At 70.1% G+C, this 14,878-nt stretch carries 14 protein-coding genes; 12 read left to right on the top strand and 2 right to left on the bottom strand.

Annotation, left to right across the window (positions count from 1 at the left end; translation table 11 throughout):
- Positions 1-147: 147 nt before the first annotated feature.
- Both ACH65_RS10145 and ACH65_RS10140 read left to right on the top strand, forming a co-directional pair.
- Positions 148-393, top strand: a complete 246-nt coding sequence (locus ACH65_RS10145) for a type B 50S ribosomal protein L31 (RefSeq protein ID WP_049622476.1) — start codon at positions 148-150, stop codon at positions 391-393.
- Between the two features lie 244 nt (positions 394-637).
- Entirely contained in the window at positions 638-1,933 is a 1,296-nt protein-coding gene (locus ACH65_RS10140) for a citrate synthase (RefSeq protein WP_049622475.1), read from the top strand.
- Between the two features lie 63 nt (positions 1,934-1,996).
- Here ACH65_RS10140 and ACH65_RS10135 read toward each other — a convergent pair whose 3' ends face one another.
- Both ACH65_RS10135 and ACH65_RS10130 read right to left on the bottom strand, forming a co-directional pair.
- Entirely contained in the window at positions 1,997-2,671 is a 675-nt protein-coding gene (locus tag ACH65_RS10135; RefSeq protein WP_049622474.1) for a hypothetical protein, read from the bottom strand.
- A 124-nt stretch (positions 2,672-2,795) separates the two neighbouring features.
- On the bottom strand, positions 2,796-5,324 hold the full coding sequence (locus ACH65_RS10130; protein WP_049622473.1) for a penicillin-binding protein 1A: 2,529 nt from the start codon (positions 5,322-5,324) through the stop codon (positions 2,796-2,798).
- A gap of 245 nt (positions 5,325-5,569) precedes the next feature.
- Between ACH65_RS10130 and ACH65_RS10125 the strand changes: the two genes are divergently transcribed.
- The 10 genes from ACH65_RS10125 to ACH65_RS10080 form a co-directional block, all read left to right on the top strand.
- Positions 5,570-6,628: a pilus assembly protein PilM gene (locus ACH65_RS10125; protein ID WP_049622472.1), complete on the top strand. Its 1,059-nt coding sequence runs from the start codon at positions 5,570-5,572 to the stop codon at positions 6,626-6,628.
- Complete coding sequence (locus ACH65_RS10120; protein WP_049622471.1) at positions 6,628-7,275, top strand: PilN domain-containing protein; 648 nt, start codon at positions 6,628-6,630, stop codon at positions 7,273-7,275. Before ACH65_RS10125 ends, ACH65_RS10120 begins: the two co-directional genes overlap by 1 nt.
- The gene (locus ACH65_RS10115) at positions 7,272-7,955 is read left to right on the top strand and encodes a type IV pilus inner membrane component PilO (protein ID WP_049622470.1); all 684 of its coding nucleotides are present in this window, start codon (positions 7,272-7,274) and stop codon (positions 7,953-7,955) included. The genes ACH65_RS10120 and ACH65_RS10115 overlap by 4 nt, the downstream gene beginning before the upstream one ends.
- A complete protein-coding gene (locus tag ACH65_RS10110; RefSeq protein ID WP_049622469.1) occupies positions 7,952-8,488 on the top strand; it encodes a pilus assembly protein PilP in 537 nt (178 codons plus the stop codon). Before ACH65_RS10115 ends, ACH65_RS10110 begins: the two co-directional genes overlap by 4 nt.
- 29 nt (positions 8,489-8,517) lie before the next feature.
- Positions 8,518-10,791 (top strand): type IV pilus secretin PilQ, encoded by a 2,274-nt coding sequence (locus ACH65_RS10105; protein WP_053096228.1) that lies wholly within the window; start codon positions 8,518-8,520, stop codon positions 10,789-10,791.
- A gap of 145 nt (positions 10,792-10,936) precedes the next feature.
- Entirely contained in the window at positions 10,937-11,932 is a 996-nt protein-coding gene (locus tag ACH65_RS10100; RefSeq protein WP_049622467.1) for an AAA family ATPase, read from the top strand.
- Positions 11,932-12,864 (top strand): DUF58 domain-containing protein, encoded by a 933-nt coding sequence (locus ACH65_RS10095; RefSeq protein WP_049622466.1) that lies wholly within the window; start codon positions 11,932-11,934, stop codon positions 12,862-12,864. The genes ACH65_RS10100 and ACH65_RS10095 overlap by 1 nt, the downstream gene beginning before the upstream one ends.
- Positions 12,861-13,376: a DUF4381 family protein gene (locus ACH65_RS10090; RefSeq protein ID WP_049622465.1), complete on the top strand. Its 516-nt coding sequence runs from the start codon at positions 12,861-12,863 to the stop codon at positions 13,374-13,376. The genes ACH65_RS10095 and ACH65_RS10090 overlap by 4 nt, the downstream gene beginning before the upstream one ends.
- Complete coding sequence (locus ACH65_RS10085; RefSeq protein ID WP_049622464.1) at positions 13,369-14,349, top strand: VWA domain-containing protein; 981 nt, start codon at positions 13,369-13,371, stop codon at positions 14,347-14,349. The genes ACH65_RS10090 and ACH65_RS10085 overlap by 8 nt, the downstream gene beginning before the upstream one ends.
- Positions 14,346-14,878: VWA domain-containing protein (locus tag ACH65_RS10080; protein WP_153242552.1), on the top strand; the 533-nt coding region annotated here is incomplete at its 3' end. The genes ACH65_RS10085 and ACH65_RS10080, both read left to right, overlap by 4 nt.

Raw genomic sequence — 14,878 nt, 5'->3', positions numbered from 1 at the left:
CCGCTGCGTGGGCTTGTCGCGCGCACGCGCGTCCCTGCATCGCTAAGGCCAGCCGCCTGTTGTCCGTTGCGAGGGTGGCGACTGGTTGACCGTGTCTTGCCGGGTCGCCTATACTGCCGCTCTTTCGCCTACCGCTTTGAGTCCGTCATGAAGCCCGATATCCATCCGAACTATCGCCAGGTGGTGTTCCAGGACCTGTCGTCGGAGTTCGCGTTCCTGACGCGTTCGACGATCTCCTCCAAGGAAACCGTCAAGTGGGAGGACGGCAACGAGTACCCACTGGTCAAGGTGGATATCTCCAGCCATTCCCATCCGTTCTACACCGGCAAGCAGAAGACCATCGACACCGGCGGTCGCGTGGACAAGTTCCGCCGGCGCTACGCGCAGAAGTGATCTGCGCCGTCGCCTCCGGGTGATGGGATGATCTCGAAAACGCGGGACGGGCCCTGGCCTGTCCCGCGTTTTTTTGCGCCCGTTTCCGGCTCCGTTTCGACCATCCGCTAGCGCATGTGCGACAGGGGGTGTGCGATAATGTCGCAGTTGTCTCGCCCGCTTTCCCCACGGGCGATGCCCTTTCCCCCGCCGGCGTGCCATACCGATGTCACCACCGGTGGTGACTTACGTTAGGAGGTTTTCCGTGTCCGAGCCGAAGATCGTCAAGCTGGTCGATGAGTCGAACCAACGCAGCAGCGAACTGCCGCTGCTCGAGCCCACGCTGGGGCCGGCGTGCATCGACATCGCCACGTTGTACAAGGACACCGGCCACTTCACCTTCGACCCCGGCTACGGCAGCACCGCGAGCACCAAGAGCGCGATCACCTACATCGACGGCGACCAGGGCGTGCTGCTCTACCGCGGCTATCCGATCGAGCAGCTGGCGGAGCAGTCCAGCTTCCTCGAGGTGGCCTACCTGTTGCTCAACGGCGAGCTGCCCTCGCCGAAGGAACTGGCGGACTTCGACCACCAGATCGCGCATCACACGATGATGCACGAGGCGCAGAAGGACTTCTTCAAAGGCTTCCACCACGACGCCCACCCGATGGCCATGCTGGCCGCCTCGGTGGCCTCGCTGTCGGCCTTCTACCACGACGACATCGACGTGGATAACCCGGTCGACCGCAAGATGGCCGCGGTGCGCCTGATCGCCAAGATGCCGACCATCGCCGCCGCCTGCTACCGCTATTCGATCGGCTGGCCGTTCCGCTATCCGCGCAACAACCTCGACTACGTCAACCGCTTCCTGCACATGATGTTCGAGGTGCCGAGCGAGCCGCTGGAACTGAGCCCCGTGGCGGCCAAGGCGCTGGACCTGCTGTTCATCCTGCACGCCGACCACGAGCAGAACGCCTCCACCTCCACCGTGCGGCTGGTCGGCTCGACCGGCGCCAACCCCTACGCCTCGATCGCCGCCGGCATCACCGCGCTGTGGGGGCCCGCACACGGCGGCGCCAACGAGGCGGTGCTGAAGATGCTCGAGGAGATCGGCACGCCGGACAAGGTGGAGAGCGCGGTCAGGCGCGCCAAGGACAAGAACGACAGCTTCCGCCTGATGGGCTTCGGCCACCGCGTGTACAAGAACTTCGACCCGCGCGCGAAGATCATCCGCGAGATGACGCACAAGGTGCTCAACGAGCTCGGCGTCAACGACCCGCTGCTCGACGTGGCGGTGAAGCTGGAAGAGGCGGCGCTGAAGGACGAGTACTTCGTCGAGCGCAAGCTGTACCCGAACGTGGACTTCTACTCGGGCATCATCTACAAGGCGCTGGGCATCCCCACCGAGATGTTCACCGTGATGTTCGCCATCGCGCGCACCGCCGGCTGGATCGCGCACTGGATCGAGCAGCACGAAACGCCCGGCTCGCGCATCGGTCGTCCGCGCCAGCTCTACGTGGGTTCGCCCGTGCGGGACTACGTGCCGGCCGGCAAGCGCTGATCCGGCCCGCCTCGCGCAACGAAACGCCCGGCCATGCGCCGGGCGTTTCGTTTTGGCGGCGCGTCAGCGCAGGGCCGTGGCGAGCATGCGCTCGAAGTCGTCGCTTTCCTCGCCCTCGGCCAGCAGTTCCTCCACCGCCGGCAGGGCGGCGCGGCGCATTGGCCGCTCGGCGATGCGGTCGAGTGGTGCCTGGCGCAGCGCGTCGCGGGGCAGTACGGTGAGGTCGAAGGGCAGGTTGTCGGCGGCGAACAGCAGCACCGGGTACTCGACCTGCTCGTCGCGGCTGACGCGCAGCCGCCGCGTCTGCGTCTCCACCGGCACGCCGTGCTCGCCGAGGAACAGCGTCACCGCGTCGGGATCGTCGCTGAACACGTGCAGGCACACGGCCGAGTGCGCGTCGGCGGTGCCCTCGAGCACGGCGCCGACCAGGCGCGGCTCGAAGCGGTGCAGGAAGCGCATCGCCTCCACCGCCGCCTCGCGGCGCTCCTGCAAGAGCTGCGGCTGGCGTTCGCCGTGGAAGATGCGCTGGTGCTCGCGCAGCGCCTGCTCGATCTCGTGGTTGCGCGGCAGGGCCTGCGCGTCGTGGATGCCGAGCCGTTCGGACGCCTTGATCTTGGCGTGGTGGAAGTCGCGGATGCCGTGCTCGCTCATCAGTCGGGCCGCCTCCTGGGCGACCCGCATGCGATTGCGCTGCATGCGGTCCTGGGCATGGATGCGGTGATGCTCGCCGCGCGCCATAAGCTGACTCCTGCGTGGCCTGCCTGATCCCTAGGCTACACCATCGCCGGCGGCGAACGGCAAGCCCGCGCTGCGGCGCAATGTCTTGCGTCCGCGCCGCGCAGGCGTGCCGCGATGGCCCGGATCAGAAGATGTCGTAGGCGTGCTGCTGCGGATCTTCCTGCTGCTGCTGGGTCGCCTGCGTGCGCAGGCGGTCCACGTCCTCGACCTTGAACAGTTCGTTGATGACGTTCGGGTCGCCGGCGGAGGCGGGCAGGCCGCTGGCGCGGTCGATCTGCACCGTGCTGATGCCCGGCGGCATAGGCAGCGTGCTGGAGGGCTGGCCCTTGAGCGCCTGGGTGATGTAGTCCATCCAGATCGGCAGGGCGGCCTTGGCGCCGAATTCGCCGCGGCCCAGCGAGCCGAAGTCGTCGAAGCCCACCCACACCGCGGTGGAGAGGTCGCCGTTGAAGCCGACGAACCAGGCGTCGCGATGGTCGTTGGTGGAGCCGGTCTTGCCGGCCAGGTCGTCGCGGCCCAGCGCGCGCGCGGCGGAGCCGGTGCCGCGCAGGATCACGTCCTTCATCAGCGAGGTGACCAGGTAGTCGTTGCGCACGTCGATCACGCGCGGCGCCAGCACCGGCGGATGCGCGCCTTCGCCGTGCGCGTCGGCCGGCAGCACGGCGTCGCCGATCTTCGCCGTGCTGCTGCCCGGCGCGGGCGCGCTGCTGGCGGCGGCCACGGTGGCGCCCGGCGGCTTGGGCGCGTCGGCCGGCGGCGGGCCGGGCGGGCTGTTGTCGAGCAGGCGTTCCTGGCAGGTACGGCAGGCGCGGGCCGGGTTGGCGGTGTAGACGGGCTTGCCGCTGCGGTCGTCGATCTCGGTGATGAAGTAGGGCGTGACCAGGTAGCCGCCGTTGGCGAACACGGCGTAGCCGCGCGCCATGGTGAGCGGCGACACCGAGGCGGTGCCCAGGGCCAGCGAGAGGTTGCCGGGCAGGGCGTCGGGCGAGAAGCCGAAGCGGGTGAGGTAGTCGCGGGTGAAGCGCACGCCGATGGCGTCGAGCAGGCGCACCGAGACCAGGTTCTTCGACTGCACCAGCGCCTCGCGCAGGCGGATCGGGCCGTCGAACTTGTCGTCGTCGTTGGACGGCGTCCACAGGCCGTCGGGCTTGGACGGGTCGGGCAGGGCCAGCGGCGCGTCGTTGACGATCGAGGCCGGGGTGAAGCCGCGCTCGAACGCCGCGGAGTAGATGTAGGGCTTGAAGCTCGAACCCGGCTGGCGCGCCGCCATCACCGCGCGGTTGAACTTGCTGCGCTGGAAGTTGAAGCCGCCGACCAGGGCCTGGATGGCGCCGTCCTCGGGGGTGATCGAAACCAGCGCGGACTGGGCCGCCGGCAGCTGGGCCAGCGCCCATTCGCCCTTGTCGTTGCGCGCCACGCGCACGATGTCGCCGCGCTTGAGCACGGCATCGACCGCCTTCGGCGCCGCGCCCACGCGGCTGTCGCCGAGGTGCGGGCGGGCCCAGGCGACGGCCGCGTGGTCGAGCGTGACGGTCTCGCGGGCCGCCAGGTACAGCGTGGCCTGGCCGGCGGCGCTGGCGGTGACCAGCGCGGGCTGCATGCCGGCGATGTCGGTGTAGCTGGAGAGCAGGCGGTTGTAGTCCTCGGGGCCGGCGTCGGCGGCCAGCTCCTGGTGCGCCTCGGGGCCGCGCCAGCCGTGCCGGTGGTCGTATTCCACCAGGCCCTTGCGCAGGGCCTCCACCGCGGCCTGCTGGCGGCCGCTCTGCAAGGTGGTCTTGACCACGTAGCCTTCGGTGAGCGCGTCGTTGCCGAGCCGGTCCAGCGCCTGCAGGCGCACCATCTCGGCGATGTAGGGCGCGTCCAGCTCGATCGGCGGCTCGTGCGGGTAGGCGTTGTTCGGCTCGGCGATCGCCTGGTCGTATTCGTCGCGGCTGATGTAGCGGTTGCCCAGCATCTGGCCCAGCACCCAGTTGCGCCGCGCCAGCGCGCGCTTGGGGTTGTTGAGCGGGTTGACCACCGAGGGCAGCTGGAAGGTGGAGGCGAGCATGGCCGACTCGGCCACGCTCAGCTGGTCCAGCGTCTTGCCGTAGTAGTAGGACGCCGCCGCCGCCACGCCGTAGGCGCGGTGGCCCAGGAACATCTTGTTGAGGTAGAGCTCGAGGATCTGGTCCTTGCTCAGCTCGTTCTCCATGCGCAGGGCGATGAAGATCTCGATCAGCTTGCGCGAGTAGAGCTTCTCGGGGCTCAGGAAGACGTTGCGCGCCACCTGCTGGGTGATGGTGGAGCCGCCCGGCCCCTTGTCGCCGCCGGAGATCAGCACGTGCCAGCCGGCGCGGGCGATGCCGTGCCAGTCCACGCCGGGGTGGTGGTAGAAGTCCGCGTCCTCCGCCGACAGCACCGCGTGCTTGAGCCGGTCGGGCACCTGGGCAATGCCCACCGGGATGCGCCGGGTCTCGCCGAAGCTGGCGATCAGCTTGCCGTCGGCGCTCAGCACCTTGAGCGGCACCTGCATGTGGTAGTCCTTGAGCACCGCCACCGACGGCAGGCGGGGCGCAACCAGCCAGTAGGCCACGCCGACGGCCAGCACCGCGAGCAACAAACCGGTGAAAGCCAGGACCAGTACCCAGCGCAGCAGACGCTTCAGAATTGGCATGTCGATGAAGGTAGCGAGACTTAAGTCAAAGCACGCCAGAGTATAGATGTTGCACCATGGGCGCCATGAGCCGGCCTCGAGCAGAGCAAAAAGCCGCCACTATGCCGGTCCGCAATGTGCAGGGGATCACGCGAAACACTCGAGCAAGTCCGCGTAGGCCGTTGCTATTACGTTAAATTTTGGATCTAATGCCTCCGCGCATCGGTCTGGACCAGCTCCGGGCGACAGGGGCAAGGGGGAAAATCGTGGGGCTTTTCACACCCAAGAAGCCGTCGCTGGTCGGCGTCGATATCAGTTCGACGGCCGTCAAGCTGCTGCAGCTCAGCCAGGCCGGTGGCCGCTACCGCGTGGAACACTACGCCGTCGAGCCGCTGCCCCCCAACGCCGTGGTCGAGAAGAACATCGTCGAGGTCGAGGCGGTCGGCGAGGCGGTCCGGCGCGCGCTGGCGCGCTCGGGCTCCAAGCTCAAGCACGCCGCGGCGGCGGTAGCCGGCTCGGCGGTGATCACCCGCATCGTGCCGATGTCGGCGGATCTCTCCGAGGATGACCTCGAAGGCCAGATCCAGGTCGAGGCCAACCAGTACATCCCGTACCCGATCGAGGAGGTCAGCCTCGACTTCGAGGTGCTCGGCCCGGTGCGCGACAACCCCGACATGAACAACGTGCTGCTGGCCGCCTCGCGCACCGAGAACGTGGACATGCGGGTGGCCGCGCTCGACCTGGGTGGCCTCGCCGCCAAGGTGGTGGACGTGGAGGCCTTCGCGCTGGAGAACGCCTTCGGCCTGCTCGCCGACCAGCTGAGCGTGGGCCGTGACGCGCTGGTGGCGGTGTTCGACATCGGCGCCACCATGACCACGCTGTCGGTGCTGCGCAGCCAGCGCACCATCTACTCGCGCGAGCAGGTGTTCGGCGGCAAGCAGCTCACCGACGAGATCATGCGCCGCTACGGCCTCTCCTACGAGGAGGCCGGCCGCGCCAAGCGCAAGGGCGGCCTGCCGGAGTCCTACGAGGCCGAGGTGCTGGAGCCGTTCAAGGAATCGCTGGTGCAGCAGATCAGCCGCCTGCTGCAGTTCTTCTTCGCCGGCAGCGAATACAGCAAGGTCGACCAGGTGGTGCTGGCCGGCGGCTGCGCCTCGATCGAGGGGCTGGCGCCGATGCTGGAGGAGCAGCTGGGCATCTCCTGCCTGGTGGCCAACCCGCTCGCGCGCATGGCGCTGTCGCCCAAGGTGCAGGCGCAGTCGCTCGCCCAGGACGCGCCGGCGCTGATGATCGCGGTCGGGCTTGCGCTGAGGAGCTTCGACTGATGGCACACATCAACCTGCTTCCCTGGCGCGCCGAGCGGCGCAAGCAGCGCGAGCGCGAATTCTTCATGCAGCTCGGCGCCGCCTTCGCGGCGGCGGTGGTGTTCCTGCTGCTGTGGGTGTTCTGGATGAACGCGCGCATCGACAACCAGAACGAGCGCAACGCCTACCTGCAGGGCGAGATCAAGCAGCTCGACGAGAAGATCAACAAGATCAAGGATCTCGACCGGGTGCGCCAGCGCCTGCTCGCCCGCAAGGACATCATCGAGCAGCTGCAGGCCAACCGCTCGCAGATGGTCCACCTGTTCGACGAGCTGGTGAGGACGATCCCCGCCAGCGCGCGCCTGGGCGGCCTCAAGCAGAACGGCGATTCGCTGTCGCTGGACGGCGTGGCGCAGTCCAACGCCAGCGTGGCCGAGTACATGCGCAACATCGAGGCCTCGCCCTGGATGGGTCACGCCGACCTGCGCAAGACCGAAAACACCCACCGCGACGGCCGCATGCCCTACGCCTTCGGGCTGGACGTGGCGCTCAGCCGGCCCAAGTCCGACGAGCACGCCGCGCCGGCGCCGTCCGCCGCGATGCAGGCGGCGCCAGGCAAGGCCGCGCCCGCCACGCCCGCGGCACCGACCGGGGGAGCCAAGCCATGAAGTTCCTCGACGACCTGCGCAACCTCGACCGCAACAATATCGGCGGCTGGCCGAAGTCGGTGAAGGTCTTCTTCACCGCGCTGGTGTTCGTGGTGATCGCGTTCTTCGGCTGGTACCTCTACGTCAGCGACCAGCAGGACGAACTGGAGACCCTGGCCAGGAAGGAGGACCAGCTCAAGCAGGAGTTCTCCCAGAAGCAGGCCAAGGCGGTCAATCTCAACGCCTTGCAGCAGCAGCTCGACGAGATGCAGGACATGCTGCGCCAGCTGCTGCGCCAGCTGCCCAGCAAGACCGAGATGCCGGAGCTGTTGGTGGACATCTCGCAGACGGCGCTGTCGGCGGGCCTGGAGACCGAGCTGTTCCAGCCCGGCGCGGAGACGGCCAAGGACTTCTACGCCGAGAGGCCGATCCAGCTGCGCATGGTCGGCACCTACCACCAGTTCGGCACCTTCATCAGCGGCGTGGCGTCGCTGCCGCGGGTGGTGATCCTCACCCTGCACGACGTCTCGCTGACGCCGCTCGCCGCCGGCAACGCCGCCAAGGGCGCGCCGGTCGGCAACGGGCAGCTGGTGCTGCAGGGCACGGTGAAGACCTACCGCTACCTGGAAGACGACGAAAGCGCGGACGCCAAGGGGCCGGGCGCCGGCGGCAAGCCGGCCGCCAAGGGGAGGGCGAAATGAGCCAGTTTGCTGCCACCTCCGCCCGCCGCGGCCGTGCGCTGTTGCTGCTGGGGGCGCTCGTTCTGCTGGGCGGCTGCACCCGCGGCACCTCCGACTTGCGCGACTGGGTCGCCCAGGAGCACGCCAAGAAGGGCGCGCCGATCCCCCCGCTGCCGGTGATCAAGACCTTCGAGACGTTCGAGTACAAGGATCAGGAACAGCGCGACCCGTTCAGCCCCAGCACGGCCGAGCTGCAGCCCAGCAACGCCAGCGGCCCGCGCCCGGACGAGAACCGTCCCAAGCAGCCGCTGGAGATGTTCGCGCTGGACAGCCTGAAGATGGTGGGCACCGTGGGTGCCGGCGGCGGCATGGAAGTGCTGGTCAAGGATCCCGGCAGCGTGATCCACCGCGTTCATCGCAACGAATACATGGGGCAGAACTACGGTCGCGTCGTCGCCATCGCCGATGACCACATCGACCTGGTCGAGCTGGTTTCCAACGGCAACGGTGGCTGGATGGAGCGTTCCGCCAGCATCGCGCTCGGCGAGAAATGAATTCAGGGGCTGACGCAATGAGCAACCAAATGAAATCCGTCCGTGGCCATGTGCGTCGCGCGAGCCGCTGCCTGACGGCCGGGCTGCTGATCTTCGGCCTGGTCTGGGCGGGCGACGCCCTGGCGGCCACCACGCTCAAGAACATCGGCTACGACAAGCTGCCCGGTGGTCGCGTCGAGTTGCGCCTGAACTTCGACAAGGGACCGGTGCCGCAACCGAAGATCTTCACCACCGGCAATCCGCCGCGCATCGCCGTCGACCTGCCCGACACCGACAACGCCGCGGCGCGCCACATCGACATCGGCAGCGGCTCCACCGCCGGCGTCTCGGCGGTGTCGGCGGGCGGGCGCACGCGGGTGGTGGTGGAGCTGCTGCGCGAGTCGCCCTACCGCACCCGGGTGGACGGCAACAGCCTGGTGCTGACAGTGGGCAACGGTGCCGAGTCGCAGTCCGCGCCCACGGTGTCGAACACCGACCCCTCCAAGGCGCTGCCCACGGCCATCAGCGGCCCGGCCGTCTCCAACATCGACTTCCGCCGCGGCCCGAACGGCGAGGGTCGCGTGCTGGTGAGCTTCAACGGCGCCGGCGCCAACGCCGACATGCAGCGCAAGAGCGATCACCTGCTGGTCAACCTGAGCCACGTGAACCTGCCGGCCAACCTCGCGCAGCGCCTCGACGTGCTCGACTTCGCCACGCCGGTGCAGTCCATCAGCACGCGCGCCACCGGCAGCGGCGCGACGCTGGACATCGCGATCAAGGGCAACGTCGAGACCTCCGCCTACCAGACCGCCGACCAGTACGTGGTCGAGGTGGCGCCCAAGAAGGCCGCGCTCACCGACCCGCGCCTGACCCGCGGGCAGGAGCCGGTCTACTCGGGTAACCGCGTCACCTTCAACTTCCAGGACATCCCGGTGCGCTCCGCGCTGCAGCTCCTGGCCGACATCTCCGGGCTCAACCTGGTGGCCTCGGACACCGTGGGTGGCAGCGTGACCCTGCGCCTGGTCAACGTGCCCTGGGACCAGGCCCTCGACGTGGTTCTGCGGGCCAAGAGCCTGGACAAGCGCCGCAACGGCAATGTGATCTGGATCGCGCCGCAGAAGGAGCTGGCCGACTACGAGCAGAACGTGGCCACCGCACGGCTCAAGGCCGAGGACAACGCCGAGCTGGTCACCGACTACGTGCCGATCAGCTACGGCAAGGCGCAGGACATCGCCAAGCTGCTCACCCAGGGCAGCATGCAGGGCAGCGGCGGCTCCGGTGGTAGTGGCAGTAACAACAGTCGCGGCTTCCTCTCCCAGCGCGGCAGCGTGTCCTTCGACGAGCGCACCAACACCCTGCTGATCAACGACACGCCGCAGAAGATCAAGGAGCTGCGTGACCTGATCGCCGTGCTCGACAAGCCGGTGCAGCAGGTGCTGATCGAATCGCGCATCGTGGTGGCGACCGATGACTTCACCCGCGAGCTGGGCGTGCGCTGGGGCGTGCAGGCCACCCACACCACGCCCGGCGGCAACGTCATCAGCACCAGCCCCACCGCGACCAACTCAGCGGGCCTGGGCATCAACACCAGCAACGTGCAGAGCCAGTACGCCTACGACGTGGCCAACTACAACCAGCAAGTGGCCAACGGGCAGACGCCGAGCACCCTGCCGCGGCCCGGCACGGTCACCTACCAGACCAGCGGTGACGGCGCCTTCAACGTGAACCTGCCCGCGACGACGCCGGCCGGTCAGCTGGGTCTGGCCATCCTGGGCAAGAACTACCTGGTCGACCTGGAGCTGTCGGCGGCGCAGACCGAGGGGCGCAGCGAGGTAGTGTCCAGCCCGCGCGTGATCACGGCCAACCAGCAGGAGGCGGTGATCCGCCAGGGCCAGGAGATCGGCTACGTCACCTACCAGAACAGCGCCACCGGCTCCGCCGGCAGCGGCACGGCCACGGTGGCCTTCAAGGACGCGGTGCTGGAGCTCAAGGTGACGCCGACGATCACCGCCGACGGGCGCGTCTACCTGCAGATCAACGTGACCAAGGACGCGCTGGCTGGCTACGTCACCGTGCCGGGTAGCGGTCAGGTGCCGACCATCGACACCCGCTCGATCAATACCTCGGTGCTGGTGGACAATGGCCAGACCGTGGTGCTCGGCGGCATCTACGAGGTCACCAAGCAAAACACCATCACCAAGGTGCCCGGTCTGGGCGACATCCCCGGTATCGGCGTGCTCTTCCGCAAGACCTCGCGCCAGAACGACAAGGCCGAGCTCCTGATCTTCGTCACGCCGCGCATCCTGAGCGAGACGCTGCAATAACGGCTTTCGCCATCGTGCACTCAGGAAGGCGGCCTCGGCCGCCTTCCGTCTTCATGAGCCGTGCGAAGGGCGGCGCTGCGGATGCATGTGATTAAACTTCCGGGTAGGGTCGTGGTCAGACCTTACGTTTCGTACCGGAATCCCGATGGACATGCCCGACAGCGTTTCGCCCAACCGCCTGCAGCAGGCGTTCCTGCAACTGCGTGAGGAACTGCAGCGCGAGATCATCGGCCAGCCGCGGCTGATCGACTGCCTGCTGGTCGCGCTGCTGGCCGACGGCCACCTGCTGGTGGAGGGGGCGCCGGGGCTGGCCAAGACCACCGCGGTGAAGGCACTGGCCGCGCGCATCGAGGCGGATTTCCATCGCGTACAGTTCACGCCGGACCTGCTGCCGGCGGACCTCACCGGCACCGACGTGTTCCGGCCGCAATCGGGCAGCTTCGAGTTCGAGCGCGGGCCGCTGTTCCACAACATCGTGCTGGCGGACGAGATCAACCGCGCGCCGGCCAAGGTGCAGTCGGCGCTGCTGGAGGCGATGGCGGAGCGGCAGATCACGGTGGGCCGCAGCACCTGGCGGCTGCCCGAACTGTTCCTGGTGATGGCGACGCAGAACCCGATCGAGCAGGAGGGCACCTTCGCGCTGCCCGAGGCGCAGCTCGACCGCTTCCTGATGCACGTGACCATCGGCTATCCCGACGCCGAGGCGGAGCTTTCCATCCTGCGCCTGGCCCGCGAGCAGGCGCGCCGCACGCTGCATCCTTCCGCGCCGCCGCCCACGCTGCTCAAGCCCGCCGAGGTGTTCGCCGCGCGCGACGCGGTGCTGGCGGTGCACGTGGCGCCGGCGCTGGAGGAATACCTCGCGCAGCTGGTGCTGGCGAGCCGCGACGCCGGCCGCTACGGGCCCGAGCTCAAGCGCTGGATCGCCTGGGGCGCGAGCCCCCGCGCCACCATCGCACTCGACCGCTGCGCCCGCGCGCAGGCGTGGCTCGCCGGCCGCGACTACGCGCTGCCGGAGGACGTGCACGCGATCGCGCACGAGGTGCTGCGCCACCGCGTGCTGCTGAGCTACGAGGCGGAAGCCGAGGGCGTGCGCAGCGACCAGGTCGTCGACCGCCTGCTGGACCTCGTGCCGCTGCCGTGATGCTGGTGAGGCAGGAGCGCATCGATGGCGACGGCCGCACCGGCGTCTCGCTGGCCGAGCTGATCGCGCTGCGCGCGCGGCTCGGCAAGGCCGCGCCGGCGCGCGTGGAAAGCCGCGCCGCGCGGGCCGGCCAGCAGTCCAGCCGTCTATACGGCCGCGGCATGGATTACGCCGAATCGCGAGCCTACCAGCCCGGCGACGACGTGCGCCGGCTCGACTGGCGGCTCACCGCGCGCAGCGGGCGGCTGCACACCAAGCTGTTCCAGGAAGAGCGCGAGGCGCAGCTGCTGGTGCTGGTGGATACGCACCCCTGCATGCGCTTCGGCACGCGGGTGCGCTTCAAGTCGGTGCAGGCGGCGCGCGCGGCGGCGCTGGCCGCCTGGTATGCGCTGCGTGCGGGCGAGCGGATCGGCGCGATGGCTTTCGGCGCGCAGCGGCAGCTGCTGCGCCCGCAGGCGGGGCCGCGCGGCGCGCTCGCCGTCTGCGGCGCGCTGGCGGAGTGGGATGCGGCCGCGCCGGACGCGGTGGCCGTCGAGCCGCTGTCCGAGGCGCTGGCCCGCGCCGACCACCTGGCGCGCGGCGCCAGCCGGGTGCTGCTGATCAGCGACGGCCAGAGCTGCGATGCGGAGGCGCGCCGGCGCCTGCTCGGCCTGCGCCGCCATGCCCGCCTCGGCGTGCTGGTGGTCGCCGATGCGCTGGAACTGGCGCCGCCGCCGCCGGGCCGTTATGCGCTGGAGCATGCCGGCCAGCGCCGCGAGGTCGCGCTGTACGGCGATCGCCAGCGCGAAAGCTTCCGGCAGGCGCTGGGCGCCGGCCAGCAGCGCCTGGCCGACCTCGCACAGGGCCTGGGCCTGCGCTGGCGGCGCCTCGACACGGCGGCGGACCCGCTGGATGACGTGCTCGCGCTGCTCGATGCGCGGGGGCTGCGATGAACCTGGCCGATCCGCACGCCGCGGCGCAGGGGCCGCTCCTGCGCGACATCCACCTGCCGCCGGCGCCACCGTGGTGGCCGCCGGCGCCCGGCTGGTGGGCGCTGCTGGCCCTGCTGCTCGTCCTCGCCCTGGTCGGTGCTTGGCGCTGGCGGCGTGCACGCGGCCAGCGGCGGCTGCGCACCCGCGTGCTGGCCGAGCTGGATGCGCTCGCGGCCGGCCACGAGGGCGACGACGGCCTGCTCGCCGCCTCGCTGCACCAGCTGCTGCGCCGGATGGTGCTGCGCTACGCGCCGTCGGCCGTGCGCGCCCACGGCGAGGCGTGGCGCGAGGCGCTGGCGCGCGTGCCGGTCGATGCCGCCACGCTGGAGCAGCTCGCCCTGCTGGAGCAGGCGTTGTACCGGCCGCAGCGTTTCGACCGCGCGGCCATGCTGGCGGCGGTGCGCGCGTGGCTGGCGGCGGCGCTGCGCCTGAAGCCGGTGCGTCGCGCCATGGCGGGAGGGCCACATGCCTGAGTTCGCCTGGCCCTGGCTGTGGGTGCTGCTGCCGCTGCCCTGGTTGCTGCGGCGCTGGCTGCCGCCCGCGGCGCCCGGCGAGGCGCTGTACCTGCCGTATGCCGGCCTGCAACTGGCGCAGGTCGAGCGTCGCGCCTCGCGCGGCCGCTGGCTGTGGTTGTCGCTGGCCTGGCTGTGCCTGCTCGGCGCGGCGGCGCGGCCGCAGTGGCTGGGGCCGCCGCAGGCCGAACAGCGCAGCGGCCGCGCGATGATGCTGGCGCTGGATCTCTCCGGCAGCATGCGCACCGAGGACATGCAGCTCGCCGGCCAGCCGGTGAGCCGCTTCGAGGCGGTGGAGGCGATCGCCGGCGACTTCGTCGCGCGCCGCGCCGGCGACGAGCTCGGCCTGGTGCTGTTCGGCAGTCGCGCCTTCCTGGTCACCCCGCTGACCTACGACCTCGACGCGGTGAGCGCGCAGCTCAAGGGCGCCGCCGTGGGCCTGGCCGGCACCGAGACGGCCATCGGCGACGCCATCGCGGTGTCGGTCAAGCGCCTGGCCGGTCTGCCGGAGCCGGCGCGCGTGCTGGTGCTGCTTACCGACGGCGTCAACAACGCCGGCAGCATCACCCCGCGCGATGCCGCTGCGGCGGCGAAGGCGGCGGGCGTGCGGCTCTACACCATCGGCATCGGCGCCACCCGCATGCGCGTGCCGGATTTCTTCGGCAGCCGCGTGGTGAACCCCTCGGCCGAGCTGGACGAGGACATGCTGACCGAGATCGCGCAGCAGACCGGCGGACGCTTCTTCCGCGCCACCGATACCGAGGAACTGGCCGCGGCCTACCGCACCATCGACGCGCTGGAACCGATGCCGCAGCAGGGCCCGCAGCTGCGCCCGCGGCACGAGCTGTTCCGCTGGCCGCTGCTGGCGGCGTTCCTGCTGATGCTGCCCGCGCTGTGGCCGCGGCGCGGCCTGCGCGCGGAGCCGGCGGCATGAGCGCGCTGCAGGCCTTCCACTTCCTGCGCCCGTGGTGGCTGCTGGCGCTGCTCGCCTTGCCGCTGCTGGTGGGCTGGCTGCTGCGCCGGGGCGGCGCCACGCGGCGCGCGCTGGCCCGGCTGGCCGACGCCGAACTGCTGCCGCACCTGCTGCATGGCGCGGCCGGCGGCCGCCGCGCGCCGCCGCTGCTGCTCGGGCTCGGCTGGACGCTCGCCACGCTGGCGCTGGCCGGCCCGACCTGGAGCCGCGTCGAGCAGCCGCTCTACGCGGACCGCGCCGCGCAGGTGGTGGCGGTTTCGCTGTCCCAGCACATGCTCGCGCGCGACCAGGCGCCCAGCCGCCTGGAGCGCGCCCGCTACAAGGCGCGCGCGCTGTTCGAGGCCAACCGCAACGGCCTCAACGCGCTGGTGGCCTATGCCGGCGAGGCCTTCGTGGTGGCGCCGCTCACCTCCGACGCGCACAGCCTGGACGATCTGCTCGACGCGCTCTCGCCCGACACCATGCCGGTGGACGGCGACAACGCCGCGGC

This window comes from Frateuria defendens (genome assembly GCF_001182895.1).
Lineage (GTDB): Bacteria > Pseudomonadota > Gammaproteobacteria > Xanthomonadales > Rhodanobacteraceae > Frateuria_B > Frateuria_B defendens.
This window is presented reverse-complemented; position numbering and strand designations above follow the sequence as displayed.